The sequence below is a fragment of the Paenibacillus sp. ClWae2A genome (assembly GCF_032452295.1).
Lineage (GTDB): Bacteria > Bacillota > Bacilli > Paenibacillales > Paenibacillaceae > Paenibacillus.
On sequence record NZ_JAULSQ010000007.1, the window covers coordinates 135,383 to 152,754 of the forward strand.

Here is a 17,372-nt window from a genome sequence, read left to right on the forward strand (position 1 = left end):
TGGGAGGGAATAGCATGACGAAAACAAAGCTTCGCGCATCACTGGAAGGACTGGATGAATTCATCGACGAGCAGCTTCAATTATGGAATGGTGTCGGCACAGCGGTGGCTGTGATCCATAAGGATAAAGTCATCTGGAAAAAGGGCTACGGTTATCGTGACCTGGAGTCCAAACTTGAAGTTACCCCTAGTACATTGTTTGCCATCGGTTCAAGTACCAAAGCCTTTACCGCAGCAACCGCTGCTCTGCTTGTGGATCAGGGGATACTCGACTGGGATACCCCTGTGAAGTCGTATATGAAGGACTTCAAGATGTTTGATCCGATCGCAACAGAACGTATCACTATTCGCGACATGCTGTGTCATCGTTCCGGTCTTCCAAGGCATGAGTTGGTATGGTACAACTCCCCACGTACAAGAGAAGAACTTGTTCGTACATTACAGTATCTGGAGCCGAATCAGGATTTCCGTAACAAATGGCAGTATCAGAACCTGATGTACATGACGGCAGGTTATCTGGTTGGACAGCTCAATGAAACGTCGTGGGAGCAGATGGTTCAGAAGTCCCTGTTTACTCCGCTGGGTATGAACTCAAGTCTGTTCTCTGTTGAAGAAATGCAACTTCAGTCTGACTATGCTTACCCTTATGTGGAGAAGGATGGTCAGAATACTAGAATACCTTTTCGAGCCATTGATGCCGTAGGACCTGCTGGTTCCATTAACAGTAATCTAGTCGATATGATTGCATGGCTTCAGTTCCAGTTGCATCAAGGTCAATGGGAAGGATCGTCACTGATATCTAAGGAACAGATGAAGATGATGCATAGTCCTCAGATGCCTAGTGATTCGCCATTCATAAGCCAAGAACTGCCTGTGAGTACATATGGTCTGGGTTGGATGATTGAGCCTTATCGTGGTCATGCCATGATTCATCATGGTGGGGCTATTGATGGTTTTGCATCACAAGTTGCCTTTTTGCCAGAGGAGCAGATTGGAATCGTGGTTCTGAGCAATACCAACGGAAGTATAATTCCGTATACGGTTGCTTTTCATATCATGGACCGACTGCTTGGATTGGAGCCCGTTAATTGGAGTTCCAAATTGAGAAAATTAATGGGGAAAGAATCAGCAGACACGGAGGCTAATCCGGAGAATTCTTTGGAAGTACCTATTCAGCCAGACACTGCCGTTGAGGAAAAAATTGAAGAAACTCATATTACACCTTGTGATCGTCCTTACACCGCTTATGCAGGTATTTACACGCATCCTGGTTATGGCGAGATGTCTATTCAGGAAACAACGGACGGGTTGCAGGCAACCTTTAACGCCATCGAAATGCCCATGGAATACACCGGAAAAGATACGTTCTCCGTCGAATTTGTGTTATTCGGTCTGAAGATCACGTATACGTTCACCCTGGATGAATCAGAAGTCGCTCAATCCGTCTCCATTCCTTTGTTGCTTGAACCGGGTACAAAACCTATTGAATTCATTAGGGTTTCGTAAATGATCAGAACCTATATAAATTAAACTAATGAATGTTTACACTGGTCACTCCGATGACAGAACAACCTTCTGATCGCTGTTATCCCCAGATTTCTTTGATTTCTTTTCATAAAGGGAAAATCCGGGGATAAGCGTATGCTTCCGATGTAGCTTTCTCTTAGAAAGCTTTCAGGCGAACGCTCTGCTTCTTCAGGTTATTTCTGTCCTCTCCGTTTTGTATAAATGTTTAATTCAATTTATATAGAGAACACTTGCTTCATTTCCGTTGTGGTAGCCAAACCTACCTACCACAACGGAATATACACTGGGAAACTCGTATTCTCTTCCTCGGCACCAGGGCTTCTCTTCACCCACAATCTGCGCAGATCAGGCAGACCATACCCCGCAAGACGATAATCTCGCAACGAATCATGATGGGCGTGTTCTTCCCTGAAGCTGTACGTGGGCAGAAGCACCGCCTCCTGAATCAGTCGATCTTCTAGCCGAATCAATCTACTCAACCGCTCTGCAGGTTCCTGGATCATGACAACTCGTCCACATTCCTGTTCCAGTTCATGTCTCCAGTAATCATTCATCGCAATCAGGAATAACGTATTCTGGAAGGTGTACATCGTCACGAGACTCAGCACGACATGATCATCGAACACTTCTCCTGTATAGATCAGATCACAATCCCCGAACCCATCTTGATAGACTGCATGGACCGGGTCTCCCGGCATAATGTTGATATGAAGGCCAATCTGTTTACATCTCTCTGCAAACCAGGTCATATCCGCCTCCATCTTCTCGCCTTCTTCCACCCACAGGCTTAAACTCTGCCCTTGGTAAGAGCTACGACGCAATAATGCTGAGGCCCGCGCCAGTGAGGTCTCCACGGAAAGGACTGGTACAGATATGAAAGAACCATCCGGTTGTTCCGGATGTTGTTTCCGTAGCTCCCCTTGATCCGTACCCTCCGTTAGATGCTGCTTCTGTACTCGCCCTCGAATCAGACTATAGGCAGCCTTTGTGTTCGTGCTTCCGAGCGCTTCCGACAACTCATGCGCATTCAATAGCTGTTGAACAGCCCGGCGAAAATTCACATCATGCTGTGGCCCTTCCTTTTGCATATTAAACGTCATATACACTCCGCCCTGCATCTCATGCTGTACAGCACGAGGTTGTGCATCCGGAAATAAATCATGCTTGATGATGGACTCCGCCTTTGCCGAGTGGGGGAGCTGCCACACTTCAACGCGATCCACATAAGCCCGCCCTCTGAAATAGGCAAGAAAAACCTCAAGCACGAGCAGCTTTGAATCATGACGAGTCAATCGATAAGGTCCTGTTCCAATTGGATGAAGCGGGTCCATCTCCACATCTCTAGGCAGGATAGATGCACACATACTGCTCATTAGATCCGGGAACATGAAGTTGGGCTTGTTCAACACAAAACGTACAGTCAACTGGTCATACGCCTCTATGCTCTCAATGGAACCAAACAGCGGCCTGCACGGGTTACTCTTGTCAAAGATAATACGATCAAAGGTAAACTTGACATCCTCTGCATCCAGTATCCTTCCATGATGAAAAGGTATGCCTTTGTGCAGATAGAAGCTCCACTCCCTTCCATCCGCATGACTCTCCCATGCCATAGCCAGACTCGGCTCGCAGACTTGGCGTTCAGCATTATAACGAACCAAACGATCGTAGACCTCTGCAATGATGAAAACTTCTCCCCACATCCCCGTCTGCGTTGGGTCTAGAGTCTTAAAAGGTGTATTCTGCGGAATCCGCAATGTATCCACTCTTCCTCTGTCCCCTTCATTCGAACGCAGACCAAATTGATGCTGCATTTGCTGCACCAGATGTTCTCTCATCGTAATTGGCAAGGTGGCGGCCAGTTCATAGGCGTCCTCCATCCTGTTCCCATTCAGGAGGTGTTCAAACCGTTCTCGAGCTACCTCAAGCAACGGGATGCAAAATACCAGCATCGATTTTTTGCCTCTGCCGCGCTGCGGGTTCCACCTGACCCATCCGTTCTCCTTGAATTTGTTCATAATGAGGTTCATGTTGCGCATGGTACAACATAAAAGATCGGCGAGTTCACCTGTCGTTGTATGTACTTCTTGTTCATCATGCACATGTGGAAAGTTCAATCGCAATTGAATGTAATGTTCTGATACGTCCATTTATGCCCTCACTTCTTCTATGTTCTAAATTCTATCTTTCAACTACTTAGCTCCATCTACTAAAATACGAAATCCATTCGGTTGCTTCTACAGTTTTTCTTCAGGTTTTCCTCCATTATACTCAGTAACATCAACATGAACAGTGGGAAGGAAGAATAACGACTTATGAAATACGCCGATTTGCACCCAAACATCAGGATACGAATCATTACTGATTTTTTCACCGACCTGACCCAGAAGTCCATCATTCCATTCATGGCGATCTATCTGAGTATTCAGATTGGCGCAGGTGTGGCGGGATTATTGCTGACGGTCAATATTGTGGCTTCCATGATTGTGGGATTGTGGGCAGGGTATTGGTCTGATCGAATTGGACGGAAGAAGTTAATGGTGATTGCACAAACTCTGCAGGTCGTGGCTCTACTTTGCTTGGCCATCGCCAATTCGCCGTGGATGGATTCGATCATTGTCACTTGTCTCATGTTCCTGCTCAGCAGTCTCAGTTCAGGGATCACCGTGCCGATTGCTAATGCCATGATTGTCGATGTAAGCAGTGAACATGAACGTCATTATGTATATGGATTGCAATATTGGACAACAAACGTTGCTGTAACCTTTGGCGCACTGATGGGCGGGCTATTTTTCGAATCATTTCGTTTCTTATTGTTCAGTCTGGTGTGCCTAGAAAGTATAGCTACCCTGTTTATTTTGATCTTTATGATTCGTGAAACAATGGATAAACGTGCATTTGATTGTGGCGATCAATCCAATAATTCCGGTCCATCCACCAGACTAAAGGAGGCCGATGCTCCCATCCAGAGGAACATACTGAAAACGTACTGGACGGTCTTTCAGGACAAACGTTTCATGATATTTTTCACGGCTACTGTACTTGCAGTCTCCCTGGAATTTCAGTTGGATAAATACATCGCTGTTCGTCTAAAAAATGAATTCACCGCCCAACTGTTCGGCTCAGATATCTCAGGTCTGCATATGTTCAGCCTGATCATGGTCATCAACACCGTACTGGTCGCCTTGGTTGCCATTCCATTCTCCAGATGGATCGGACGCTTCCAGTCCCGATCTATCATGACTGTCGGTATGCTCCTCTATACCGCAGGTTTCACTGTACTTGCTTTCAGCAACTGGGCCTGGTTACTTATCTTCTCCGCTATACTGCTGACCATTGGGGAATTGATGTACGCCCCTGTTCGTCTGGTCATGCTCGCGGGTATGATTCCAGATTCGGACCGTGCTGCCTATATGGCTGCTGACGGGTTGAGTTACAACGCTGCTGCCCTCCTCGGCAGTCTCGGGTTAACCATCGGAGCCTTTCTGCCCTCCTATGCGATGGCTGGTCTGTATATCCTGATGGGGCTTGGAGCGCTCATCTTTTTCAGAATGTTACTTCGGAAGGCAGAGGAACAGAATCAACATCTGCCGTGTGCAGATGCATCTTGATTTCACTTTTCGGACAACAAAATAATCTTCCAAGAGAGCCAAGCAGGCTCTTTTTCCCATGTCTATTATCAACGTTTATAAGTAAATTATCATTAACATTTTGTATATTATAGTTTACATTTAGTCAATTATCATGTACATTAGGCTCATGGAGGTGAGCAAGTGGAAGAATTACACAATCACGTTCGGGAGTTACGAGCCAGAGACCGACTGTCCCAAGCGGAACTAGCCAAACTCATCGGCGCATCCCGTCAAACCATTGCCCTGATTGAACGTGGAGATTACTCCCCATCGGTCGTCCTGGCATTAAAAATAGCCCACGTCTTTCGTGAACCCGTCGAAAAAATCTTTGAATTGAAAGGTGGAGATTAGATTGAAAAATTCATCGTCCTCATCCATTAAGAAGCGATTGCGTCTTCCTCTGTATGCAGCAGGTGGCGCTGTAGTCGGCTTTCTCGGAGCTAGCGGAGTCAGTAAACTCCCTTCTGACTTGAACTGGACGCTGTCCGTGTACTATGACTATGATCTTTTATTCGCAATCCTGGCGGCTCTTGTGGTAGTTATGACGGTGTGGAACATCTTCAGTCTCTCCCGCACGCCATCTGTCCCTCCCATGGAAGATGATGCTTATGGAGATTCCGATTCACTCATCTCTCCCGCAGAGCGCTCCCTCGGAAAAGCGATGATCCTCAGCGGATTCAGCGTTATTCTTACGTTTACCTGGGCAGCACTTGCCTTGTCCTTGTATGCATCCAACCGAACCATGCCGAATTCTCCAGAACTGTTCAACCTCTTGAATTTTGTTGCTTCGTGTATCTCTATTATCATCGTTGTGGTCGTGCAAACTCTGACTGTGAAGCGATACAACCGTTATTATCCTGAACGCACTCTGGATCTGAACTCGCGCAATATGAAAAAGGATCATTTTGAGAAGTTGGATGAAGGCGAGAAATGGCTTGTCTATCGCGCAGCCTATCGTTCTTTTCAGATGATGAATGTACTTCTTGGTGTTGGAATGGTGTCTATGGTTCTATATTCGATGCTCTTTACCTTTGCTCCATTCCCGATTGTAATGCTCTCTGTGATCTGGATTGCCAACATTGGAATCTATTATCGTGAAACCTATCGTGCGAGTAATCAGTAATACATGGGTAGGTAACTATTTTGTAAATATTTTCATAAAGGAGTGTTTGCATGCATTTATCCAAACGAAAGACCCGTTTCAGGTTCACCTCCCTAACAGGAGCTTTTATGGCTGTGGTTCTGTCTCTCAGTCTGTGGGTACCCGCGGTTCAGGCGGAGACCGCGACTCCGGTAGCTGCCGAACAGGGAAAGACGAAAGCGCTGACAACCGAATCAGCTACAGCATTTCTCGATTCATTCTTCGATTCCGCTGAGGCAAAAGCTCATTATGTGGGAGCCTCCGTTGTTGTTGTGAAGGATGGCAAAGTTCTGGCGGAAAAAGGATATGGCTTCTCCGATGTGGAGAGTAAAACAGCGATCGATCCCAAAAAGACTGCCTTCCGTGTAGCCTCTGTCTCCAAAACGTTCACGTCAACTGCTGTAATGCAACTGGTGGAGCAAGGCAAGGTTGATCTGCAAGCTGATTTTCAGACCTATGTGAAAGGGCTCGAATTTGATAATCCTTTTGACAAACCTGTAACTGTGGAGAACCTGCTCACACACACGACCGGATTCGAGATTCGTGATCCACAGCAGGAAGACATCCATACTGATTTCGACAAGTACATAGCGATGGAGGATTACGCACGGCAACACATGCCTCCTGTCGTTCGAGAGCCTGGTAGCGCCTACATGTACGATAATTTCTCGTTTTTGCTGCTTGGCATGATTGTTGAGAATGTAAGCGGCGAGCCCTTTGAATCCTACATGCAGCAACATATCTTCAAACCGCTAGGAATGGATAACAGTAGCTTTATGCTGGACAAAAAGTTCCAAAAGCAGCTTGCTATAGGTTATGATGCGGCACATAACCCGCTTGATCTGTACACCATCTCTCCAACACCAATGCCCCAAGGTGGCATGTTGTCTACCGCAGAAGACATTGGGAAGTTCATGATTGCTTTCCTGAATGATGGCGTGAAGGACAACGAGCGAATTCTCAAGGAATCCACGGTGAAAAGCATGGAACAATACCGTTCTTCCATTCACCCATTGTTGCCGGACACCACCTATGGATTCGAAGCAGCATTTCAGATTCCCGGTGCAGGAAGTAGTCCAAAAGTTATTACGAAAGCAGGCGACCTGACCGGATTCAGCTCTTATCTCTTTCTTATTCCTGAGCAAAATACAGGTGTTTTCCTGACGTATAATCAAAATGGAGCACTTCGTAATCTGTTCTACCCTGCATTCATTCAGAGCTTCTTCCCGGAATATGCAGAGCCTGTACAGTTCAAGAAATACACGCCGCAATCCGCAGCTGAGCTGCAACGCTTCACCGGATTGTACGCGGATCTTCGACTTAGCACGATTGTAAGTTCCCTGAAAGGTGGCGGCGATAAGCCAGGACAACTGAGTATTAACGATGTATTCCTGGGTCAACGCAACCTGATTCAAGTGGAGGATAATCTCTTCAAAGATGAATTGACTGGTCAATTCACAGCCTTCAAAGAAAATGCAGATGGCACCACATACATGAAGGAACCTTACCTCAACCCTATGGGCTATGAGAAAAAAGGTCAAAAGCCTATGGGCTTCCGGGATGTTCGTGAGAACAGTCCTTATGCTGAAGCCATCTATGCCATACAATCTCTTGGATATTATGAGAATGATGCTAACAAGTCTTTCCAACCAAAAACAGGTGTGACACGAGCTGAATTTATTGAGAACACGCTTAAACTGAGTGGATTGAAGCCCAGCAAAACAACGCCTCCTGCAGGCACCGACTGGGCAGACCATGCGGCAGCCGGTTATATTCAACTTGGATATGAATTGGGTATGATTACGGGCGCAGATGAAACGCAGTTTAAACCGGATCAAGTAATTATCCGACAGGAAGCCATGGTCATGATGTGGAGAATTCTGCAACAGCAATATCCTAGTGAACTGTTCACGGATGTCAAACTTGCGGGTCACACGGACCCATGGGCTGTACCAGCCGTTCAGATGATGGCGAAGCTTGGTATCCATGGACCTGAGGTGAAGGTATTGGAGGATGGTTCTGTTGATTTCCTTTCCCGCAAACCTCTGATTCGTCAGGAAGAGGCTGCGATCATGTACGCGCTGCTTACACAACCAACAGATCAAATTGTCGCTGAACTGATGGCTGCTCAGCAGCCGCAAGCCGAACCTGCTGAAGGAGCCGAGCCTGCAGAGGAGACTTCTGAAACTGCACCAGTTCCGGTTCCAGTACCAGCGCCGGTCCCTTCTGCGACTTCAGCACAGTAAAAATAAAACATCTTCATACCGATTAGACATATCATGCTTATGATGCAAGAAAAAACAGGTTTGTTCAGAAGGGTAAGATCCTTCTCGAACAAGCCTGTTTCGTTACTTTTCATAACTTATTATAGCGATCTGTTACTGAGTGATATCCGTCTCTATCCGATCAACGAAGATACATGGCGGTTCCCGTTGCGCTGATCAAACTTGGTTGCAGCGGTCTGCGCATGCTCCGCAAAGTAATCGGCCAGCTTGAGCAGGTCGCCTGGATCACCTTCATAAGGGAAGGACGCTGGCAGACGCAATCGGTATTCTGGAGATTCTTCCGCCCAGCGGCGAAGCAACGTTGCTGCTCTGGCGTAGAACAACATTTTGGCGTAAGGATCCTCATGGTCGGCAGCGAACACCAGTGTTTCCTCCAGCACATCAATGCCTTTCGCCGGATTCGTACGTGTAAGATAATCCATCTGCTCCGCAAAACTCTGCACAAAATCGTTCTGGCCTTTAATCAGGCGATATCCCTTGGTCTGATGTTTATCTGCTTCCGCAGTCCGTCCCAACCGATATAGCGGCATCAAAATTTCAGACAAAGTCAGATGCGGAATCTCCGCACAGCTCATACGCCCTTTCAGGATAGGCTGTGCCGCCTCCAACACCTTCTCATCGTCTCCTTTTAACAAGAAATATCGCATAATCTCATCCTGCTCACAGGCTTCGCAGTCACTCATAAAGTCACGATCCATCGTTCTGAATCGATCATAACTGCGTCCCGCTTCCTCCAGCTCCCCAAAATCCATAAAGATCCGGAACCGATAATACCAGTAGGAGCGTTCGCTGTAACCGTAGGACTTGAAACGCCGTCCGAAATCCTCCAACAGCTCCAGGATCTTCTCGCGTGATATTTCCGGGAAGTCGGGCATCTTGCCCAATATCCATTTGTACGACCACATTAACGTTTCTTCATCATATTCTTCGGGCTGTTGGTCGAACTTGCCCAGCTGCCAGGAAAAAGCAATCAGTGCTTTCATCGGATAACCGCAGAATGTTGCTGTCTCCACAATCTCCGATCTTGCTTCATATGCCTCTTCCTCCATGCCGTTCACATCGGCAACTCTTGCCGCTTCCTCCAGCATACCAAGCTTCGCCGGACCATTGGGCAAGCCATAGGCTTCATCCATCAGTTCTTCAAAATCCATCTCTTTCTTCATCAGGCATCCCCCTTACGATCTGTATTTGCACGCAAACCCCAATCAATAAAACGAACAATGCCCTGATTTAACACTTCAAGCTCCTGTTTGCTCATGGCATAATGCCCCATCATCAGTGCATTGACGTATAACATTTCAATGGCAATCGGCGTCATCTGATCATCCGGTGATGTCAGTACCCGCTGAATGATCGGATTACTCACGTTCAAATACAAGGTTGAGTACCCTGCTGAACTCATGCCAGAAGACAATGAACCCAGAACAGACGAGAACAATTCCGTGCTCTCCTCGCTTGCCTTTTCCAGCGCACGCAGGGTTGAGGATTCCTGAGACAGCGTGAACAACACCGGCAGATCCGATGGCTTAAAACCTTTTACCTCAGCCCGACAACGGAAGCGCTGCAGAGCAGAATCGGCGAGTCGCAATGCATCATAATATTGATTGCGTTCAGCGGGTGGCACATCGGTGAAGCTCATCGAGACCTGATCCGGCTGTAGCCGCTCCGTGTGTACATTGTGCACAGTCATCGGCAGTGTCGCCATCAACTCGCTGTCATAGATGTAACCACCGTTAATCACCAGCATCGATTGTGCGGAAGCCACATGATGAATCTGACGGTACTCATCAACAGAGGACGTGAAATACAATGTCTCTCCTGCATCGATTAGCTCACCCAGTTCACGGTGCCCCCTCGTACTCTCAAATGGCAACCAGCGGTGAATCATCGCGTAGAATGCTTGATCCTGCACAGCCAGTGCCTTCATGGACAGAGCATGCAGGCGAATCAGCTTCTGAAGCCGTTCCGTCTGGCTCTCAGCCATGTCGGCCAGTCCCTTGCGAAGTGCGTCTCCGAGTTCGGAGCGAACTTCCTCCAGCTTTTCATTTTCATAAAAATGTTCCCGTGATGCCGTCGGTTGAAGCTCATCTGTCCAGATCAGACATTTCACGAAGAACGCCCACTCTGGCAAAATGTTCTCAGCCTTCTCCGAAATCAACATTCGCTTCAGGTAAACCCGGTGAGAACGCTTGGCGTTCAGATTAACCGCGTGCGGCAGTACAAAAGCAATACCCCCGGTACGGCCTGAAGCTGTCGTCAACGGAATGAAGTCCTGGAACTGCTCGCCAAGCAGACGTTCACCAAATGCCAATACCTCTGATCTGCGTGAACGTGCGAGTGCAGGGTCCATCAGCCAGATCGGTGTCTCGCTATTCACCACATGTTGGGCGCCGTCATGATACAACGTGACCGGATACGGCAATAACGCTCCATAATAGAACAGAGCTTCTTTCACATAATCTGATTCAAAGTAGTGCGCTGCGTCCGGTGTACAACGCAGATATACTTTGGTCCCCGGGGACAGCTGTGTATCCAACTGTCGAATCGTATAGGTGCCATCCGGCTTGCCCCGCCACTCCATCGAAGGGCCGCCCTTCGCGGATTGCGTCAGCATGACAATTTCGTGACTCACCATGAAACAGGATAACAACCCAATCCCGAAACGCCCGATAAACGAAGTCTCTCCATCCAGCAGCGCTTGCTGCCCCCTCTTCGAGGATTGTCCAATCATCGCCAGGAATTCATGGATGTCAGCTTCAGTCAAGCCGATGCCGTTGTCCTCCACCATCATGGTCAATTGCTCACCTGTTCCCGTCAGTTCAACACGCACTTCACCCTGATACCCTGGCTCCGCCTCCGTTCGTGCGGTAATCGCATCGGTCGCATTCTGCATCAGTTCTCGCAAGAACACTTTCGGACTGCTATATAGATGATTGGATAAAATCTGGATCATCCCGCTCAGGTTCACTTGAAAACGATATTCATTGGATGCTGTCATGACTCACTCACCTTCCTCTACGCCCAAACACAATATGTACCCATACGATGTATCCATATGGATGTGTTAGACGAATTCATTATGTAATCGTTAAAAACAGACGTTCCCGTGAAAGGCAAGCCTGAACATCACTTCAAGCCGACCCTGGATAACCAAGACCGGCGTTAGATGAATATTTCAGGCATTCATGAGACGTAAGGCCTTAACTTTCATTACCACATTACGAATAGCAATGAAACGGATGTTCTACCCTAAAATAAGGATACATGTTACACGGCAGAGAAAAAACAAACCTGAGACCCGATTTCAGACAGACTTCAGGGTAAATGTGCATCCTACATTCGGGACTATTGAAGGAGGGAAATATCTTTTTTGTCGTCCATTTGAACGATATCAGCCTACCGCACGTATAATCTCCAAACTCAGATCGGACGGTGAATATACATGATCGAAGTACGCAACATATCCAAGCAATTCAAGGTGCATCAAGCACTGCATGATGTCAGTTTCACAGTTAAACAAGGCAGTGTCACCGGGTTGATTGGACCCAACGGTTCGGGCAAAACCACACTGATCCGTATCATGAATGGGGTCTTGGGCGCTTCCGGTGGACAGGTGACCATTAACGGATTGGACGCCGCTCGTGAGGCGGAGAAAGTACTGGCCATGTGTGGCACCCTTACCGAACAAAGTGGGTTATATGAAAATATGAGTGGACGAGATAATCTCATTTTTTTCGCAGATGCATTTGGTCTTCATCAAGCCAAGGAACGCATCGACGAGCTTGTAAACCTCTTTGAATTACAGGATTATCAGCATCGAAAAGTCGGCACCTATAGCACAGGCATGAAGAAACGCTTGGGCCTTGCACGAGTACTCCTGCACCGTCCTTCCATCCTGTTTCTGGATGAGCCTACCAATGGCCTTGATCCGGATGGAATTCAGATGGTACTGCGTATTATCCTTCAGTTAAATAAGGAAGAAAAGATGACGATTCTGGTCTCATCCCATGTGCTGTCCCAGCTGTCAGCCGTCTGTGATCATTATATTTTCATGGAAAAGGGGCGCATCGTGGAGGAAGGCACGGAACAGGAGATTGTTAGCCGGTACCTGTCGACTCCGAAGCTCGAAGTAGAAGCCGACATGCCCAATGGATGGCACACGGCAACCAACTTTACGCCTGAAATAATCTCCGCACATCAAGCAACATTTCAGCTTACATCGCGTGACGATATTCCTTTACTGCTTAGGCAATTAACGGAGCATGGTCAAGTCTATCAGGCCCGCATCACGGGCAGTGATCTGGAAAGCATTTATTTTGCCATAAGGGAGGTACAACACCATGAATAACCGCCAAGCCATACGTGCACTGGTGCGCAAAGATATTCGGTCCGTCACAGCCAGCATTCAGCTCTGGTTACCCATGTTGATCGTTCCACTGATTATTGGAATTATTATGCCCTCTGCCCTGCTGTGGGCGGCCTCCAGAATGGAACTTCGTTCTCTGGGCAACATCAGCTTTCTGCTCGAATCATTGGATGCGTTAACCCATGGCGGACAGATTCCTCAGCTTGCTTCCATGCCTACAGATAATCATCGTATTGTCTATTACTTGGCCATGTATATGTTTGCTCCCTTGTTTCTCATCATTCCGGTGATGGCCTCCAGTATTCTGACGGCCAATAGTTTCGCTGGTGAGAAGGAACGCAAGACGCTGGAAGGATTGTTATTTGCACCGATCAGTATGCACACTCTTTTTAAAGGCAAAGTACTGGCTGCCCTGATCCCCTCCATTCTATTATCCTGGGTTACTTTCCTGATCTATGGAATCATTGCCAATATTCTGATGTACCCCATGTTTGGAACGTTGATGTTTCCCAATCTGAACTGGATCATACTTGTCGTGTGGGTTGTTCCCGCCTGCAGTCTTATGGTGATTTTATTAAACGTGCTGATCTCGGCAAAAGTCCGTGGGTTCCAGGAAGCTTATCAGCTCGGCGGATTAATTGTCCTTCCCCTCATCGCCTTAGTCGCTGGTCAAGCCAGTGGCATGCTGCTGATTGGTCCTTGGATGTTACTCATGATTGGAGCTGTGCTCATGCTCATTAGTGTTGTTCTTCTTCGTTTCGTCACCCTATGGAATAGTCGTCAGCAACTGGCGGAAAGTCAGATCTGAATGATGTGGAGTGTAGCGACGAAATTCAACAGATTACACTGTCGCTCCGCTACACAGATTGAGAAATAAATATACGCGGGTTATGATGTGGAGATATATGCTATGGGATGATTTTAGAGAGGAATGGAACAACCGCATGGAATCCAAACTACTTCAAAAATTAAAATATGCTTCACCATTAACGGCACAGGAGAAACATATTGTGGACTATATCCTGAACAATCCCGAAGTTGTATTTGATTCTACAGCCCATGAACTGGCTCAGCAGACCTATACAAGCTCATCCACCATTGTTCGTCTATGCAAAAAGCTGGGTACCAAGGGGTACCCAGACTTTCAGTTAAAGCTTGCTCTTGAATATCAACAGATGCCTTCCACGTTGCAGACGCAGGATCATGCATTCGCAGAACAAGGCAATGTGCTGGCTGCCATCGACTCGGTTCCTTACCTGTACCAGCAAGCGCTGGACGACACCCGCCGGATGTTAAACGCTCCTGTTTTGCTACGAATCGCTAGCTGGGTCAAAAAATCCGTACGCATCGATATCTATGGCAGTGATATGAATTATTATCTGGCTCAACAGGCTTGTGCCAAGTGGAATGAACTCGGCATATCTGCGATTGCTCACAATAGTCCGAACATGCATTATTTGAACACGATGAATCCCTATAGCCTGACGCTCTCTTTTGTTATATCACACACAGGTGAGAACCAATCCATGATTGAAGCCGCCAAAGTGCTGAGCAACAAACAGATGAAAGTCATCGCAGTCACAGGCAACAACCATTCAACCCTATCCAAGCATTGTGATGAAACGTTACTGGCTTACGGATACAATGAACAATTAAGGTTGTCCAAAATGTCTTCGATGGTCTCGGTACTCTACATTTTCGACATGTTATACATGGGGAGCATTAACGATACGTATTAAGGATTAACGCTGGTCCGCTGCAAATACAATTCCGGCATCCTCGCGCGCACTCATGAGTACACTCATCACAGACTGGCTGTGTTCGAGCAGTTCGTAACACCGTTTGTGGTCACCACTTGCATGGATGTCCCTGAACGCTTCCCACTCATAGTACAGCCAATTGGATTGGCTCTGCTCGTTGTACTCTTCAGCAGGCTCATTCCCGATCTGAAGCTTGATTTCCCGGCAACCGTTTGCTCCTCCCACAACCTGAAGATAACCTTTCTCGCCCTGAATGAGCACAAAGTTCATGCTGTTTGTATCTTTGGCACCTACACATTCCGCGATAAACTCCGGATACTTGAGAACCACAACTCCTGACGTATCAATTCCGTTTGTATGCTGGTTCGCGGTATACGATACGGCATTCGGAATGCCAAACAGATTCATGACCAGATGAAGATTATAAATATTGATATCCATCAGCGCTCCACCAGAGAATTGTGGATTGAATACGTTAGGTGTTTGCCCTGCAAGCAGATCATTGTATCTGCGCGAGTATTGACTGTAGTTACACTGGATGAGTTTGATCGGACCAAGCTTTGGTAGTTGCTCCTGTATGACTTTAATATTGGGCAAATGAATGTTGGAGATGGCTTCAAACAGCAACAGATTCTTTTCTTTTGCAAGGGCAATCAGCGTTTCTGCTTCCTGAAGCGTGGACGTGAACGGTTTTTCGCAGACGACATGTTTGCCATGTTGAAGTGCCTGATAGGCCTGGTCATAGTGCATGCTGTTTGGTGAAGCAATATATATGAGATCTACATTTGCATCTGAAAATAGGGACTCCAGGTCCGTATAGATGGTACTTACCCCATATTTACTCGCAAGTTCCTGTGCTGTCTCTCTCTTCCGGGAATACATCGCTGTACAAGTGACATCTTCCAGTTCATCTATCGCGGATAAAATGGCATCCAAAATGGACCCTGTACCAATCGTTGCTATATTCATCATATCGTTTCGCTCCTATCATTGGTTGTTTGTCAGTTGGCTCTCTTCGCTGCTCTGGTTGAATGTTATGTTATCACGATCAAGTCAGGCGGAGAATGATTTGGAGCCGGATTGGCAGCATCATGCGCAATTGGATGTCAGGTTTGAATATGTATGAAATTCAATTTCATTCTCTTCTTTTTTTCATATTGGAGATCTAACATATCTTCCATAGTTTACCGATATAACATAAGGAAATAACGACATACATATAGAACGAAAGGGACGATGAAAGAATGAAAACAGGGTATACATACGTACAACGCACCATCTGTACATTGCTGTTATTTACACTCATTGCAGCAGTGACATTGGGAGGTGGGGGCGCAGCCCAGGCAGCTTCACTTAGCCAATCCACTGTGTATTATGAGTCCGACGGAGTTTTGTACAAAGTATCCGCGGATGGCAGCAATACAACAGAAGTATTGATTGATTTCCAAGGTGTGGACTTGCTTGCGGCAGGCTCTTATCTCTACTACACTCAGACCGCTTCTTCCACAACCTTGCTTCGGGTTCCGAATGACGGGTCCAGCGATGCGGCAGAGACATTTGCTACAGATGTACTCAGCTATTATACGGATAACGGATTCATTTATTATCTGGATGCTACAGGTACCATTTATCGCGCGAATGGCAATAGTGACGCTTCAGCTGTCACCAAGATTGCTGACAAGGCCGATACCGACTTTCCGTTTCTCGTCGTAGCCAAAGGCCGTGCTTACTATAATGCGTTGGTTAATGGAAACACGTGGATCGTGTCCAAAACGTCCAACGGTTCTGGAGCTGTGCAGCGGATTGCCGCAGGCGCAGTGGAAGGTCGTTATTTTACGAACCAAGCCAAAAACGAACTGCAACTGATGGTCAATACAGACCCATACGAGGATTTCTATTCCACCAATGCTGTTGTCATGTATAAAGTGAATTACAGCACTGGTAAGGCAACTGCGGTTAATCCAAAGGCTAAACTGGACGTGAATGCTGTATATTCCGGTGGTTGGGGAAACAATCTTTACGTGTATAACAAGGGAATCGATCTCGACAGCAATAAGGATTACAATTATGCCAAAGGCAAAGCGTTTGCTTTAACAACTTCAGCCAAAACGCTTCAGCTTCATAACAAGAGCGTTCGGGAAGTAAGCGCCTTAGGTACAGACAAGGTTGTTCTTATTGATGCAGACAAAAAGGCATATGCCAAAACGGTCTCCGGCAACAAAGTAACCAAGTCCGCCAACCTGAACCTGACCAATGTGACGTATGTTGCGAATCAATTGACCAACGGCACACCTACTGCTGCTTATATCTCGGGCAACAACGGTCTCTATTCGGTCAATACTGCTCTCAAGGTAACCAAACTTACCGGGGATGAATGGGATGCATTCCATATCAGAGATGATGTTGCTGGCCTGTTCTACATCAATGCCAAAGACCAATATCGCTTGTATCACGTGCAAACGGGTGGAACAGGGAAAAAAGTAATGAGTGACGTTTTCCTCGACAATATTCTATTGGTGACACCGTACTAACATATCCTGTCAATTCAGGCGTGTAGCCCATTCAATGGACTTGTCCATAATAAAAAGGATTACCTGGTAGCCATAACGGCTCTTGGTAGTCCTTTTTTGGTTGTCGAAAACTATTTTTCAAAAACACCTTC

13 protein-coding genes are annotated in these 17,372 nt (G+C 46.9%); 9 read left to right on the forward strand and 4 right to left on the reverse strand.

Going from position 1 to position 17,372, the window contains the following annotated elements; translation table 11 throughout:
* Positions 1–14: 14 nt before the first annotated feature.
* On the forward strand, positions 15–1,505 hold the full coding sequence (locus QVE09_RS20440) for a serine hydrolase (RefSeq protein ID WP_315938257.1): 1,491 nt from the start codon (positions 15–17) through the stop codon (positions 1,503–1,505).
* 284 nt (positions 1,506–1,789) lie between these two features.
* Here QVE09_RS20440 and QVE09_RS20445 read toward each other — a convergent pair whose 3' ends face one another.
* Complete coding sequence (locus tag QVE09_RS20445) at positions 1,790–3,676, reverse strand: ABC transporter substrate-binding protein (RefSeq protein WP_315938258.1); 1,887 nt, start codon at positions 3,674–3,676, stop codon at positions 1,790–1,792.
* Positions 3,677–3,841: 165 nt separating this feature from the next.
* On the opposite strand from QVE09_RS20445, the gene QVE09_RS20450 reads away from it, so the two are divergent.
* The 4 genes from QVE09_RS20450 to QVE09_RS20465 all read left to right on the forward strand — a co-directional run bounded on the left by QVE09_RS20450 (position 3,842) and on the right by QVE09_RS20465 (position 8,545).
* The gene (locus QVE09_RS20450) at positions 3,842–5,137 is read left to right on the forward strand and encodes an MFS transporter (protein WP_315938259.1); all 1,296 of its coding nucleotides are present in this window, start codon (positions 3,842–3,844) and stop codon (positions 5,135–5,137) included.
* A 162-nt stretch (positions 5,138–5,299) separates the two neighbouring features.
* Positions 5,300–5,509, forward strand: a complete 210-nt coding sequence (locus QVE09_RS20455; RefSeq protein ID WP_017690042.1) for a helix-turn-helix transcriptional regulator — start codon at positions 5,300–5,302, stop codon at positions 5,507–5,509.
* A gap of 1 nt (position 5,510) precedes the next feature.
* Positions 5,511–6,281, forward strand: a complete 771-nt coding sequence (locus QVE09_RS20460; protein WP_315938260.1) for a DUF3169 family protein — start codon at positions 5,511–5,513, stop codon at positions 6,279–6,281.
* A 50-nt stretch (positions 6,282–6,331) separates the two neighbouring features.
* The gene (locus QVE09_RS20465) at positions 6,332–8,545 is read left to right on the forward strand and encodes a serine hydrolase domain-containing protein (protein WP_315938261.1); all 2,214 of its coding nucleotides are present in this window, start codon (positions 6,332–6,334) and stop codon (positions 8,543–8,545) included.
* A 152-nt stretch (positions 8,546–8,697) separates the two neighbouring features.
* Here QVE09_RS20465 and QVE09_RS20470 read toward each other — a convergent pair whose 3' ends face one another.
* Both QVE09_RS20470 and QVE09_RS20475 read right to left on the reverse strand, forming a co-directional pair.
* The gene (locus tag QVE09_RS20470; protein WP_315938262.1) at positions 8,698–9,747 is read right to left on the reverse strand and encodes a hypothetical protein; all 1,050 of its coding nucleotides are present in this window, start codon (positions 9,745–9,747) and stop codon (positions 8,698–8,700) included.
* Positions 9,747–11,582, reverse strand: a complete 1,836-nt coding sequence (locus QVE09_RS20475) for an HSP90 family protein (protein WP_315938263.1) — start codon at positions 11,580–11,582, stop codon at positions 9,747–9,749. Before QVE09_RS20475 ends, QVE09_RS20470 begins: the two co-directional genes overlap by 1 nt.
* A gap of 444 nt (positions 11,583–12,026) precedes the next feature.
* On the opposite strand from QVE09_RS20475, the gene QVE09_RS20480 reads away from it, so the two are divergent.
* The 3 genes from QVE09_RS20480 (at position 12,027) to QVE09_RS20490 (ending at position 14,689) form a co-directional block, all read left to right on the forward strand.
* Positions 12,027–12,932 (forward strand): ABC transporter ATP-binding protein, encoded by a 906-nt coding sequence (locus QVE09_RS20480; protein WP_315938264.1) that lies wholly within the window; start codon positions 12,027–12,029, stop codon positions 12,930–12,932.
* A complete protein-coding gene (locus QVE09_RS20485) occupies positions 12,925–13,758 on the forward strand; it encodes an ABC transporter permease subunit (protein ID WP_315938265.1) in 834 nt (277 codons plus the stop codon). The genes QVE09_RS20480 and QVE09_RS20485 overlap by 8 nt, the downstream gene beginning before the upstream one ends.
* A gap of 136 nt (positions 13,759–13,894) precedes the next feature.
* Positions 13,895–14,689 carry a MurR/RpiR family transcriptional regulator gene (locus QVE09_RS20490; protein ID WP_315938266.1) on the forward strand — a complete coding sequence of 265 codons (795 nt, stop codon included), beginning with the start codon at positions 13,895–13,897 and terminating at the stop codon, positions 14,687–14,689.
* A gap of 3 nt (positions 14,690–14,692) precedes the next feature.
* Here the strand turns inward: QVE09_RS20490 and QVE09_RS20495 are convergent, their stop codons facing one another.
* Positions 14,693–15,679 carry a Gfo/Idh/MocA family protein gene (locus QVE09_RS20495; RefSeq protein ID WP_315938392.1) on the reverse strand — a complete coding sequence of 329 codons (987 nt, stop codon included), beginning with the start codon at positions 15,677–15,679 and terminating at the stop codon, positions 14,693–14,695.
* 275 nt (positions 15,680–15,954) lie between these two features.
* On the opposite strand from QVE09_RS20495, the gene QVE09_RS20500 reads away from it, so the two are divergent.
* Positions 15,955–17,241, forward strand: coding sequence for a DUF5050 domain-containing protein (locus QVE09_RS20500; RefSeq protein WP_315938267.1), 1,287 nt, complete (start codon positions 15,955–15,957; stop codon positions 17,239–17,241).
* The last annotated feature ends 131 nt before the right edge of the window (positions 17,242–17,372 follow it).

What these genes read in the sequence shown, in the direction of transcription:
- QVE09_RS20440 (WP_315938257.1), top strand. Translation starts at nt 15, where the DNA reads ATGACGAAAACAAAGCTTCGCGCATCACTGGAAGGACTGGATGAATTC.
- QVE09_RS20445 (WP_315938258.1), bottom strand. Translation starts at nt 3,676, where the DNA reads ATGGACGTATCAGAACATTACATTCAATTGCGATTGAACTTTCCACAT.
- QVE09_RS20450 (WP_315938259.1), top strand. Translation starts at nt 3,842, where the DNA reads ATGAAATACGCCGATTTGCACCCAAACATCAGGATACGAATCATTACT.
- QVE09_RS20465 (WP_315938261.1), top strand. Translation starts at nt 6,332, where the DNA reads ATGCATTTATCCAAACGAAAGACCCGTTTCAGGTTCACCTCCCTAACA.
- QVE09_RS20470 (WP_315938262.1), bottom strand. Translation starts at nt 9,747, where the DNA reads ATGAAGAAAGAGATGGATTTTGAAGAACTGATGGATGAAGCCTATGGC.
- QVE09_RS20475 (WP_315938263.1), bottom strand. Translation starts at nt 11,582, where the DNA reads ATGACAGCATCCAATGAATATCGTTTTCAAGTGAACCTGAGCGGGATG.
- QVE09_RS20480 (WP_315938264.1), top strand. Translation starts at nt 12,027, where the DNA reads ATGATCGAAGTACGCAACATATCCAAGCAATTCAAGGTGCATCAAGCA.
- QVE09_RS20485 (WP_315938265.1), top strand. Translation starts at nt 12,925, where the DNA reads ATGAATAACCGCCAAGCCATACGTGCACTGGTGCGCAAAGATATTCGG.
- QVE09_RS20490 (WP_315938266.1), top strand. Translation starts at nt 13,895, where the DNA reads ATGGAATCCAAACTACTTCAAAAATTAAAATATGCTTCACCATTAACG.
- QVE09_RS20495 (WP_315938392.1), bottom strand. Translation starts at nt 15,679, where the DNA reads ATGAATATAGCAACGATTGGTACAGGGTCCATTTTGGATGCCATTTTA.
- QVE09_RS20500 (WP_315938267.1), top strand. Translation starts at nt 15,955, where the DNA reads ATGAAAACAGGGTATACATACGTACAACGCACCATCTGTACATTGCTG.